This window comes from Actinomyces provencensis (genome assembly GCF_900155435.1).
GTDB lineage: Bacteria > Actinomycetota > Actinomycetes > Actinomycetales > Actinomycetaceae > Pauljensenia > Pauljensenia provencensis.
Genome location: NZ_LT700212.1, coordinates 2,947,933 through 2,960,486 on the forward strand (window position 1 = coordinate 2,947,933; position 12,554 = coordinate 2,960,486).

The 12,554-nt window shown below is 62.8% G+C and carries 8 protein-coding genes; 6 read left to right on the forward strand and 2 right to left on the reverse strand.

The window, feature by feature from the left end:
- The first annotated feature begins 5 nt into the window (after window positions 1–5).
- The 6 genes from BQ9890_RS12815 (at window position 6) to BQ9890_RS12840 (ending at window position 10,112) form a co-directional block, all read left to right on the forward strand.
- Window positions 6–1,829 carry a hypothetical protein gene (locus tag BQ9890_RS12815; protein WP_195907681.1) on the forward strand — a complete coding sequence of 608 codons (1,824 nt, stop codon included), beginning with the start codon at window positions 6–8 and terminating at the stop codon, window positions 1,827–1,829.
- Entirely contained in the window at window positions 1,826–2,737 is a 912-nt protein-coding gene (locus BQ9890_RS12820) for a hypothetical protein (RefSeq protein WP_075892012.1), read from the forward strand. Before BQ9890_RS12815 ends, BQ9890_RS12820 begins: the two co-directional genes overlap by 4 nt.
- The gene (locus BQ9890_RS12825; protein WP_043534914.1) at window positions 2,712–3,422 is read left to right on the forward strand and encodes a DUF6339 family protein; all 711 of its coding nucleotides are present in this window, start codon (window positions 2,712–2,714) and stop codon (window positions 3,420–3,422) included. Before BQ9890_RS12820 ends, BQ9890_RS12825 begins: the two co-directional genes overlap by 26 nt.
- A gap of 359 nt (window positions 3,423–3,781) precedes the next feature.
- A complete protein-coding gene (locus BQ9890_RS12830) occupies window positions 3,782–5,215 on the forward strand; it encodes an ATP-binding protein (RefSeq protein WP_143226350.1) in 1,434 nt (477 codons plus the stop codon).
- Between the two features lie 41 nt (window positions 5,216–5,256).
- On the forward strand, window positions 5,257–7,965 hold the full coding sequence (locus tag BQ9890_RS12835) for a Z1 domain-containing protein (protein ID WP_195907682.1): 2,709 nt from the start codon (window positions 5,257–5,259) through the stop codon (window positions 7,963–7,965).
- Window positions 7,966–8,024: 59 nt separating this feature from the next.
- Window positions 8,025–10,112 (forward strand): AIPR family protein, encoded by a 2,088-nt coding sequence (locus BQ9890_RS12840; RefSeq protein WP_143226351.1) that lies wholly within the window; start codon window positions 8,025–8,027, stop codon window positions 10,110–10,112.
- On the opposite strand, the gene BQ9890_RS12845 is transcribed toward BQ9890_RS12840, so the two are convergent.
- Together BQ9890_RS12845 and BQ9890_RS12850 are read right to left on the reverse strand one after the other, a co-directional pair.
- A complete protein-coding gene (locus tag BQ9890_RS12845) occupies window positions 10,084–10,524 on the reverse strand; it encodes a very short patch repair endonuclease (protein WP_326844916.1) in 441 nt (146 codons plus the stop codon). The two genes, BQ9890_RS12840 and BQ9890_RS12845, sit on opposite strands and share 29 nt — an antisense overlap.
- Entirely contained in the window at window positions 10,499–12,058 is a 1,560-nt protein-coding gene (locus BQ9890_RS12850) for a DNA cytosine methyltransferase (RefSeq protein WP_230297947.1), read from the reverse strand. Before BQ9890_RS12850 ends, BQ9890_RS12845 begins: the two co-directional genes overlap by 26 nt.
- Window positions 12,059–12,554 lie beyond the last annotated feature (496 nt).

The following is a 12,554-nucleotide window of genomic DNA, read 5'->3' on the forward strand; positions in this document are numbered from 1 at the left end:
GACCGTTGCCTCTGCTCGATTGGTTCCCCAAACCCTTCCGGGGCGGTGACCATGACGGAACGGGAGAGGCCAAGCTGCTGGGAACCTCGAACGTCGGTCTCGTCGACGTCATCGTGAGAGAGACGGCGCAGAACAGCTGGGATGCCCGTACTGGACTACGACCACCACTGTTCGGCATCCGGCTCCGTCAACTCGGTCCGGAGGCAATGAAGGTCCTGCGGGATCACGTCTTCCGCGGCGGGACCGGGCAACTCCCTCTGGGCTCTTCCCTGGGGGAGGAGGCCCTGTGGGTCCTGGAGGTGTCCGATCGCGGTACACACGGACTCGACGGTCCCGTGCGCAATGACCTCAGGTACGAGCCGGACGCCCCGACGAACTTCGTCGACCTGGTGCTCAGCGTGGGGAGCCCACAGGACAACGAAGGAGGGGGTGGCACCTACGGGTTCGGCAAGACAGCCGCCTTCAAGGCCGGGGAGACGGGTGCGGTCATCTACTGGTCCCATTCCCTCGAGGGGAATGCTCTCGAGTCCCGGTTCATCGCCTCGGGGATCGGTCCCAGCTTCGTGAAGGAGGGGAGAAGGTTCACAGGACGCCATTGGTGGGGCCGGACCAGTGAGGACGGGAGCAGACCTGAACCTGTGGTCGGAGCCGAAGCCGACCGGCTCGGTGAGCGCCTCTTCGAGCGCGGTTTCGAGCCTGACGAGACGGGGACCTCCATCCTGATTCTCGGTCCGAAGTTCGACGTCGGGCCGGATGGCGAAGAGGTGGATCCTCAGACCTACATGAGCGCGGTTCGGGACGCGGTGCTCGCGAACCTGTGGCCGAAGCTCATCCGGGACAGTGGCGAGCGCACCATGGACGTCGAACTCGGCATCAATGGACGTCCGATCGGGATCCCTGATCCCGAGAAGGAGTCCTCCCTGCGGCCATTCGTCGAATGCCTCAAGGCGGTCCGGAGCGCCCAGAGCGACGGTGGACCGACCACTCCGGGGCCCGTCAAGGTGATGGAGGTCCATTCCCAGCGACCGGCGAAGCTGCTCGGACACTTGGCGCTGGTTCGGCTACCGGTGAGTGGGGCCAGTCACGACGTCGGTTTCGGCGAGGAGGCGCACCATGTGTGCCTGATGCGTCACGATGCCGAACTCGTCGTGAAGTATGTGCCGATGCGGGAGTTGGAGGCAGCTGGGTATCAATGGGGTGGGGTGTTCAAGCCGACGAGGGAAACTGACCCCGCCTTCGCTGCTTCAGAACCTCCCACACATGACGAGTGGAATGCTGCGTCACTCAGGCGACCTGACAGCGTCTACGTCAATGTCGGCCTCAGGAGGATCAAGGAGTTCGCGCAGGAGTTCCTGTCGCCCCCGCCCGTCACGGTGGCACCAGAGGTGGGGGACATTCCTTCCGTGGTGAACCTGGCAAACCGTCTGTCCGGATTCGTCGCCGCGGTTCCCTCCAACCGCGCGGGCGCCCGCGTCAGTCGCGCATCCGCGAACCGCCTTGGGAAGAGGAGACCCGTTGCCGAGATCGTCGCCTGCCAGGACGTCTCGTGGACGGACGGATGGCGTCACATTGCTGCAGAGGTCCGTGTGAAGGGCGGGGGACGCGGGGTGACCGAGGTCCGGGCAACGGCTGGAGTCATGGTCGAGGGGGGAGGACGCGAGACGGACGAGGACGTTGTCCATCTGCTCGGATGGTCGGAGCGCCCCGATGAGGAACCGACCTCCGCGAGGACCATGCACATGATTCCCGGTGGCGGTTCTCGATGGGTCCACGTACGGAGTCGTGAGGACTTGGCCGTGGATCTGAGGGTGAGCGTGGAGTCCGGATGAGCAGACTGACAGTCCTTCCCCACAGGACAGCGAGGGCATCCACAGTCAGTTGGGGCCACTGGACGGTCTCGGTCCAGGGGACCGAACCGAGACCGGTCGGCGACGTTCTGGAGGACTGGGACTACCGCACAGTCCTGCGCTTCTTCCTCGATGTCGAGGTGGACCGGGAGTCCTTGGTCGCGGACACAGGGTTGGGCCCCGGAAGCAGAGTTGAGATCGTCGGTCTCGTGGACTGCAGGGCAACGAATCGACGGTTCCGCACCCGTGTTCCCCTCGATCCGGGCACCGGACCGTTCCGGCTGGAGATCGAGGTACCGGCGGGCACTCTGGCGGACTCAGTTGTCCTCTCTGCGCACCTCGTTCTTCGCAGTGCGACTGGCCCGTCCACGCCCGGTGTGGCGCACCGGCCCGGCAGTCGATTGGCGAGTGGGGCACGTCATCCGTTGCTCCTGGAGGGAACCGGAGCTCGGTTCCCCGCGGACGCGGCTTCCTTCAGGGCAATGGGGCTCCCGACCTCCATCTGGGCACTGTCAACCCATGCCGAGTCGTTGGACTCGCTCTTCGCCGCCTCCACCCGGTTGTGGATCAACACTGATCTCCCGCAGACCGAGCGACTCCTGATGGCTGACACCGACAGTCGCCTGCTGAGGTTCCTCCAGATCGACATCGCACGTCATCTGCTCAGAGTGGCCTCGTCACTGGTCACGGATGTCGAGGACTTGGAGGATGAATGGGAAGAGGGTTCACTGGGCGATGCCGTTTCGACCTTGGCGGAGTCGGCACTCCACAGTGACCTCGCCTCAATGATGGAACTCGTCCGTTCGGATCCGCAATGGCTCGAAGGGTTGCTCCAGGAGTGTTATCGACCTTGGGAGGTCGCAGATGAAGGTCTACCCGCGGCTCAGTGACAGCGATGGACGGGTGCGCCTGCTCGAGCTCCGCAATGCTCCGACGAGCTCGCTGCCGGAACTCGTCCGGTTCGACCACCCCTCAGCAGCTCCCGTGGCCACGGGTGGCGTGCCCGTCACCGCGCAGGAGCTCTCCGACCTGCGCCAGTCAGTCGTGGGGAGCCTGGAGGCGAGGATGGAGGGCCCATTTCTCTCACGCTCGGAGGCTTCCGCTTTCGACAGGGAAATGGGGCGTTCGCTTCATCAGGAGATGGACATCGTGCCCTCCGATGCCGCTCACCGGGAGGTCTGGACCTTCCTGACCGTCATGGTCTTCCCGGATCTGCTCGCCAGACGTTTCTCGGACATGTCCGAGGAAAGGGCGCTCGGTGGTCAACGCAACGTCCTCCGCCGGAGTTGGGAACGCGAGGCAGCCATTGGAGATCTCCAACGGGCCGCTGTGCGACCACTCTCCGAGGATGAGCTCGTGGGGTTGTTCGAGAGGACGGCGCTGTCCCGAAATCTGGCACTGGTGCGTGCACTGGCCCGTCGCGTCATGGGTTATGACGGCCCGCAGAGAACGGCATATGCGCGGGAGCTGTACAAGGAGGCGACCTATCTCACGGGACCGTTGCTCCTGGACAGTCTCGATGAGGATGAGGTCCAAGTGGTCGTCGACGACATTGACATCCCTGTGGGTTTCTGAGAAAAGGTCCGGGAAGCAGCGGGTGGAACGGTGGGGACCCGTTGGTCCTTCCTACCCGAGCCGGTACTGACTTGGGTCACGTCGGCAGGAGCCAATGAGATCCGGACCGTGGGTCGATTCCGGTGAACGCAAATGCACATGGCGGCGCGCAAGATGTTCCACGGGATCCAATTCGCACATGAACCCGTGTGAATGGGTGCCCGCAATCTGGAATGCTTGGTGAGGAAAGATCCGAGGTCACGGCAGGCATCCCCATCGACAGCTGATGGGAGTGCAGGCAATCGCAGCGTCATTTCGGGTCGCGATGGCTGGAGGAAACGGAATTGCATGAGGTGGAAGTGCCTCCGTCGACTGACTTGATGGCATCCTTGGGTGCTGTCGGATATGAGCTCAGGACGGCTTTGGCTGACATAGTTGACAACTCGATCACGGCCGGTGCTCGCAATGTGCAGATCCGGTTCGACGGTGGGGAGTCCCCTTACATCGCGGTGACCGATGACGGTCGTGGGATGGGAAGAGAGGCTCTTCGCGTCGCGATGCAATTGGCAGGTACCGGACCCGGTGCCCGACGTTCGGAGACCGATCTCGGAAGGTTCGGCCTCGGATTGAAGACGGCTTCCTTCTCGCAGTGCAGATGTCTGTCGGTCTGCACGCGTGGACCGGATGGTCTCATCGGTGCCCAGTGGGACCAGGCGCGGATTGCCCGAACCCAGCGCTGGTCCTTGGTGACCTTCGCGGATGAGGAGGTGGACGAGCAGCTCCAACACGGACTCGGGGTGCCCGCTCCCAGAGGAACGACCGTGGTCTGGACCGATCTGGAACCGATCCGAATGACGTGGGGAGAGGGGGAGAGGGCGCTCAACCTGGCAATGGACGGAGCGATTGACTGGTTGTCGCTGGTGTTCCACCGCTTCCTCAACGGTGATCACGTCGAGAGGATCAACATCAGTGTCAACGGTGCTCCCGTGTTGGGCAAGGATCCCTTTCTCAGAGGACACCGTGCAACTTTGGTCCAGTCGGTGCAGACCTTCAGCACTGCGAGTGGTCCGGTGCGTGTCACTCCGGTGACCCTGCCGCACCAGGACAAGCTCGGTCGTGCTGAGCGGGAGAGGTTGGGTCTCAGGGGTGAGCACCTGATCGACACCCAGGGGTTCTACGTCTACCGGGCGAATCGGCTCCTGCACCGAGGAAAGTGGTTCGGTCAACAACGGGCGGCCGACCGGACGAAGCTCACGAGAGTTGCCGTCGACGTCGGGAACGACATGGATGCGGCATGGTCGCTCGACATCAAGAAATCAGTTGCGCGACCCCCGCGGGCGCTCCTCGAGCAGCTCAAGGTATTCATGGACCGCATGGGGGCACCCTCGAGGAGAACGCAGACGTTCCGCGGCAGGAAGGCAGACGCGCCCGGTCGCGTCTGGCAGTACGTGGCGGACAGGGACGGTGCATTCAGGTACGACATCAACCGCGACCATCCTGCACTTCGGGCTCTTCTCGATGATGTCGATCCCGGGCTTCGTCGGGAGGTCGAGAACGTGGTCGGGATCATTGAGCGAACGTTTCCCATCCACGATGCAGCACTTCATGTCAATGGGGATGAAAAGGTAAGCCCATCAACACCCGACGACGGTGCGCTCCTCGAGCTCGTGACGAGTCTCAATCGTCAGCTCCGGTCGTTCGGGATCGAGAAGGAAGGGATGGCCGCGACGCTGCAGACGATTGAGCCGTTCGACCAACTGGACCTGGAATCGATCGAGCAACTGTTGCTCCGTGCGAGAGGGGGAGAGCAATGACTGTCTCGGCATTCGATCAGACCTTCAGCATGATGCGAACCATGATCAACAGCACTGGTCCCCTCACAGACGAGAAGATCCTGCAGAGCATTCCCACCCTGGAGGCCCTCCCCGGATTCTCGAAGCTCCAGCCGAGTGAGGTCGACAGAATGCTGGACGAGCTCCATGTGGTGATGGGCACGGAGCAGGACGAAGGAGAACTCCTCGAAGGAGGCAAGCACGAACCTTGGTTGGCTGATGCCCTGGCCGAAGGCCGCGTGGACCCGGTTCGATGGAGGGCATTTCGGGACTGGCAGCAGAGCGGCACTGGAGGCCTCCCCCAGAAGGTTCTGGCCACCGTTGAGACGCAGACGGATCGTGTCGTGGACCTTCTCGGTGATCCGACGGCCCCGGGAGTCTGGAGGCGTCGCGGCCTCCTGTTGGGAGCAGTCCAGTCTGGCAAGACCATCAACTACTTGGCCATCATGAACAAGGCGGCGGACGCCGGGTACAGGATGTTCGTCATTCTCACCTCGAACACGGATGAACTCCGGAGGCAGACCCAGGAACGGGTCGAAGAGGGATTCGTGGGATCCAGCACGCGCGAGAACGCACTTCACCAGCGGGTGGAGAAGCACGGGTTCGGAATAGGGGTCAGGCATCCGGAGATCCCGAGAAAGACGATGACACTGACGACGCGTTCACGAGACTTCACCTCAGCTGTGCGATCTGCACAGGATGGCATTGCCAGGCCCTCTGAGGAGTCTGGATACGTGTATGTCGCTGTGATCAAGAAGAACGTCCATGCACTTCGGTCCCTCACGAACTGGTTGGCGCCGGAGAATCGGGAGGGAGAGTTGTCGTTGCCGTTGGTGGTCATTGACGACGAGTCCGACAACGCTTCGGTGAACACCTCCGCGGAGGACGAGAACCCGACCGCGATCAACGCGGGTATCCGGACGTTGCTCCATGCCTCCCGCCGATCGAGCTATCTGGCGGTCACTGCGACACCGTTCGCCAACATCTTCATTGACGACCAAGCTCAGTACAGGTCTGACAACTCCGGGGTCATGGAGGACCTCTTCCCGAAGGACTACATTCTCTGCCTCGCATCCCCCTCGAATTACTGCGGGGTCGAGTATTTCTTCGGGACTCCGGATGAACCGAGGAACTCGCTCGTGCACGAGATCCGGGACATGGAAGACCTGCTTCCGCTCAAGCATCGGAACGGACAGCGGATTCTCGGCATCCCGACTTCCCTCGAGAACGCGGTGGCGACATACGTCGTTGCAGCCACAGTCGCGGGCATTCGCGGAGTGGCTCGGAGCGGGACTTCCATGCTCGTGAACGTCTCCCGGTTCACCAGTTCCCAGGAGTCGGTGGCGGACCGCCTGCGCGGGTTGGTGGAGGAGTACCGGATGGCCGTGAACCTCCACCCGGACCGTGCCACGAGCGAGGCACCGGGACCCGTGTGGAGTGCGCTTCGCGAGGCCTATCGTCGTGTCGCGCGGGGAGTCGAGGCGGGTCGATATCCGACCTGGGAAGAGGTCGCCTCGAGAGTCGGGGGGACTCTGAACGCAGCGCAGGTCCGCTTGTACAACGGCCGTGCGGATGAGTGGAATGACGAGCACGTGGAGGATCCGTCGGATCGTCGGGTGCAAATCGCAGTGGGAGGACTCAAGCTCAGTCGAGGGCTCACCCTTCCCGGACTGATGGTCAGCTACGTCTACCGCAATGTCTCGGCCTCTGATGTTCTCATGCAGATGGGTCGCTGGTTCGGGTACAGGGACGGCTACCAAGATCTCCTCTCGGTGTGGATGAACCCTGAGCTGTGCGACAACTTCCGCTACACCGGCGAGTCGGTTCAGGAACTCCGCCGCGATCTGAGGTCGATGCGTGAGCAGGGCCTGACGCCGAAGGACTACGGACTCAAGGTCAGCACCCGGCCGGAGTCCTTGTTGATCACTGCACGGAACAAGGCGCGCTCGAGCAAGACCCTGGAGCGGGTGGTGACCTTGTCCGGACAGCGGATCGAGACCACCCGGCTCTGCGCGGATCTCGACCTGCAGCGGACGAATGCCTTGGCTGCGGACCGTTTGGTGAGCCGGTGCGAGTCCGAGGCCGCGCGCGTGGCCGATCTCCGAAGCACTCGACTGATCGTGTGGAGCGGAGTGGGACGTCACCTCGTCGAGGAGTTCCTCAATGCCTACAAGGCTCCACGCACCGACAGATACTTCGGGACGCTGGATCCGGTGAGGCAGTTCGTCCGGGACGAAGCCTGCCCACGGGAGTGGGATGTCGCTCTGGTTCCGGGCGAAGGCGGAGCCCGAGCCCTGGGTGGGGTCACCCTGAAGTCGGTGGTTCGACACATGGCAATGACGGATCCGGACAACGAGAACCCGGGCAACGGGAGGGAGCTGAGGGTTTCAGGACGATCAAGCCGCCTTGCGGGTGGCGATGACGTCGAGAGACTCTGCCGTATCACGGGGGACGGGCGGGCACCGGTGCCTGGTGAAGAGAAGAGGAAGGTGTCCGAGACCGATTTCTACCGGCTCTTCACGCGTCCCGCGATGATGATCTATCCATTGGAGCCCTCGCCGAAGTCCGATGAAGGCGTCGCGAGTTGTGGTTTCGTTGAAGGGGTCCCGATGGTGGGGGTCAAGATGGTGGTGCCAGGTGAAGCCAACAGCAAGAACTACAGGTTCATCATGCAAGTGAACACGGTGCTCGTCCGTCAGATCTACGGGGAGGACACCGACTATGAGAGCTGAACGAGGGGCCCGTTCAGTCGGGGGCAGGGAGCTGGGACATTCCATGGAGGGGACGCCAAGTGTCTGAACCGACAATCGACGACTTCCGCGCGGGAGAATTGACTGACATCAGAACGGCGGCATACGCGGTGGGGGAGAGCCCTCATGACGTGTTCGCCGAACGCTGTGCTGCTCTCCTGCTCGATCGCGACCAAGTCGACAACATGACCACGCTTCAGTTCATGGGGATCGGTACTCGGGGGCGACGGCTGGCGATCGACGGGTACGACATCGAGGACCCGGATGAGTCGGCCTCGTTCATGGTCTGTGACCTGGATGAGGGGGAAGGGCAGACGACGATTCCCGCATCCGAGGTGCGTCGTGTGCTCGCGCAGTTGCGCGCTTTCGTCGAAGACGCGGTCCAGGGTGACTTCGTCGAAGGGCGTGAGGAGAGCGACCCCGCTGTTCAACTCGCGTCCGATCTCCACAGGCAGTTCTCGTCATTCTCGAAGATCAAGTTGTTCCTCATCACCAACCGACGTCTGAGCGGTCGCGAGAGAACGTTCCATTCGGAGATGCTCCGTGGAAAAGCTGTCGAGTACCACGTGTGGGACCTGGACCGTCGCTATCAGGAGGATGTCTCCTCCCGCAAGTGGGATCCGATCATCGCTTCCGTGGGGAAGTGGGTGGAGGGAGGACTCCAAGTTGTACGGTCGCCTTACGTGACTGAGGAGATGGAGACCTACCTGACGGTCATTCCCGGATCGATGCTCGCGGACCTCTACGAGACCTACGGTTCCCGACTCCTGGAGCAGAACGTACGATCCTACCTCAGCGCTCGAGGCAAGGTGAACCGGAGGGTCAAGGAGACCATTCTGGGACATCCGGAAAAATTCATTGCCTACAACAATGGAGTGACGGCGACAGCGAGCTCGGTCGAGATCGATTCCGAGGGCCACCTCCGAGAGATCGTGGATCTGCAGATCGTCAATGGTGGGCAGACAACCGCATCGTTGTACTACACACGGAAGTCGTCAGCTCGAGGGGTCTCAGATCTGTCGCTGGTGGGGGTGCCGGCCAAGATTGTCGTCGTGGACCCGGAGTTCGCCGTCGACCTGGTGCCGGAGATCTCGAGGTACACCAACAGTCAGAATGCGGTCTCCGAAGCCGATTTCTTCTCGAACAGCCCCTTCCACCGTCGTCTGGAAGAGCTCTCCAAGAGGATCCTGACTCCGACAAGGGCGGGGGATCCTCACCAGACCGGCTGGTTCTACGAGCGGACGCGCGGCGCATACCAGAACGAGATCAACCGCGGGACGGTCGCTAAAGGGAAAGAGTTCATGAATCGCTATCCCAAGGGACAGTTGATCACCAAGCTGGACGCAGCAAAGTACCTGCTGACGTGGGACCAGAAGCCCCACGTGGTGAGTGCCGGTGGCCAGAAGAACTTTCTCGCCTTCGCCGCTTCGGTCTCAGGGAGGCTGGGCAGCGATGACACATGGGTCAATGAGGAGTACTACAAGCAGCTGGTCTGCAAGGCCATCATCTTCCGCGCACTGCGACGTCGCGTACTCAACGCTGATTGGTACTCGAAGGGCTACTTGGCCAACATCGTCACGTACTCCATCGCAAAGCTGGCACACGACCTGGGCAGGGAGCGTTCCAAGGCGTCAATCGATTGGGCGAGGATCTGGCACCTCCAAGCTGCCCCGGAACAGGTCCTCGACTGCTTGGAACTGTACGGGCGTGATGTCCTGGCAGTTCTCACCGATGACGGCAGGCCCACCCAGAACGTGACCGAGTGGGCCAAGAAGGAGTCCTGCTGGACCCAGGTGCGAGCGGGCCGGACGCACGTCGACCACTCATTGTCCGACTGGCTGGTCGATGAGACCGTTGTCAGGGAAAAGGGAAGGGATGCGAGTCGGATCCAAGCAGTGGACAACTCGATCGGTGACCAACTCAAGTTCGTCAATGCTGACGACAGAGCTCTGAGAGCACTCCTCTCATTCGGTCAGGGAGTCGGACGCATCTCCCCCAAGGAGACGAGCATCGTCAACCGTTGCCTCGCGGGTCAGCTCCCGTCCCCCGCACAGACCGGGGTTCTTCTGAGAATGCTCGCACGGCTCAAGGAGAACGGGTTCAGGGATCCGTACTGGGATGCGGCCTGAGCACTGCTCTGACCTGTGCGGCCGTGGCCCGGGGATCCTCGTGCTCCCAGAACCTGAGCACAGTCCATCCCTCTGCATGCAGCAGAGCCGTCGTGTTCGAATCGCGTTGTCGGTTGGACTCGAGCTTCCATCTCCACCAGTCTGCGTTGTGCTTCGGAGGAACCGAATGGGTGGGGCAACCGTGCCAGAAGCAACCGTCGACGAAGACGGCCACCTTGGCGCGTGGGAATGCGATGTCGATGGTCCGTCGGGTACGTCCGGGAACGGGGAACTGGATGCGGTAGCGCAGTCCCATCGCGAAGAGTTCGCGTCGAAGGGCCAGCTCCGGCGAAGTGTCCCTCCTGGCCTGGGAGACCATCCGGGACCGGACTTGGTCAGTTGGTGCCTCAGGCTGCATCCGATTGGGTCGCATTCTCGGACGTTGCGCTCTCAACTGGTTCTTCGGGCATCGGCACCACAGTGGTCGGGAAGGCTTCGACCAAGAGTCTGCCCACGGCTTCACCGATCTGTCTGGCCAGCAGAGGCGGAACGGCATTGCCGATCTGCTGGTACTGGGCGGTCCGTGGTCCCATGAAGTAGTAGTTGTCCGGGAAGGTCTGCAGCCGGGCGGCCTCGCGGACGGTCAAGCTCCGCATCTGCATGGGATCGGGATGGATGAAGTGATGACCGTCCTTTGCCAGGTGCGCGACAATCGTCGAGCTGGGATTGGACCAGGCCTGGACCCAGAACCGGTCCGTGAACGGTGTGTCCTCCCGCTGGATGTTCTTGTGCTCGGGGACCAGTTCCACCGGGACGCTCTTGACGTTTGGCTGTTCCCTGCCGTCGGACAGTTCCACGAAACGGGCCCAGTAGAAGTAGCGCCACAGGTCTGACGGCATGTGTGCCCTTGCCTCGTGCTGGAGTACGCACGTCAGGTTCTCGTCCTCGAGCCACTCCCGGAGGACCGGGTCGGCCACATGTGCTGGACCTCTGGGAACCCGAACCGATCCCCGCGGAGGGACCGAAGCTGGCAGTGCCCGGGTACCCAAGTGGTGACGCGCGGCGATCCTCGCAGAGCTCTGACGGATGTCCGACCACTGGACATCGGAGTCCGCGCGCCGCGGACTGACGGACGACCGAATGGTGGGAAGGTCGCCGATGGCATCCCGCACCGTGGTGTGGGCGCCCGGGACCAGTGTCGGTACAGTTCGGACCCTCCCCAGCACGTCCTTCCGGACTCCCAGCAGGATGACGCGTTGGCGCGCCTGGGGAATCCAGAACTGGTCGGCATGGATCAGGAAGTCGGCCGGTTCGAGGTCCTCGGGAGACTTGTCGCTGACCAAGGAGAAGACGGTGTAGGCATCGTCGAGTTCCAGGTCCCTCTTGATCTGGCGGAAGATCAGACTGTCCTTGTTCTTGGAGGAGAGCATTCCGCGGACGTTCTCCATGACGAACACCGGCGGTCGGAACGTGTCAAGGATGTGGAGGTACTCCCGGTACAGGAAGTGCTTCTTGTCCTCGGCGAATGTCTCGTCGTGGGTGCGACGGGACCTGCCGGCCAGGGAGTAGGCCTGACAGGGGGGTCCTCCGATCAACGCCCACGGCCGGTCGGAGCCCTGCTCGATGCCAGCACGGCTCAGCGCCGCTCCGATCAGGGCATCGTTCTCGGGGCGGTTCGCTTCCCCGAGCTCGATGCGGGGCGAGCGAGCGAGCTCCTCGTTCAGCGCGCTTGCGATCTCGGGGACGGCTCGGAACTGCTCCTCGGTGATCTCACCGTTGAGGAAGGCGTAGTACTCGTCCGGGAATCCAGCTGACCGGACGGCCGCGCGGAGGATCAGGGTCTCGTGGGCCCAGTGTTCCTTCTCGATCGAGATGGCCGAGCGGAACGTGACTGCACTGCTGGCCCGGGAGAACCCTTCGTTGAGACCGCCGGGCCCGGCGAACAGATCCACCATCGGAATTTCCACAGTCTTCCTCTCTTCGCTCCCAGGGTACCAGGTTCGGAAGAGTTTCCACTGGACCGAGTAGGAGCATTGTCCACTGCGACGCATGCACTTCTGTCCCCCGACAAACCCAGCCCAGGACGCGTCGGAGTTGAGCAGTACCTCGGAGAGCTGAGGTGCGTGTCGTCTGCCCGTCGGAACACTCCGGTGTCACCCGGCTCCCGCGAGGAGATGTCCATCGCCTTTCGTGCTCCCCGAATTGCTCCGGTCCCACTCCGCGGTGTCCCGGTGCTCGGGGAACGTGCGATCCTGGACCAGCAGGGACACCGCATCGAGAAGGTGGAGCATCGTGAGTTCGACAGGTGACATCCAGGGACAGGGCCCGACCGTGGGCCAGCCCGCAGGAGCGGCGCAGGCCGCCCAACCCCCGCAGCTGCGCGAACCGGGCCAGCCGACCGAGCCCCCACAGCCCGGCGCGACGACTCCACCGGCGTCGCCCTCGCAGGGTGCGGGCGGGCCC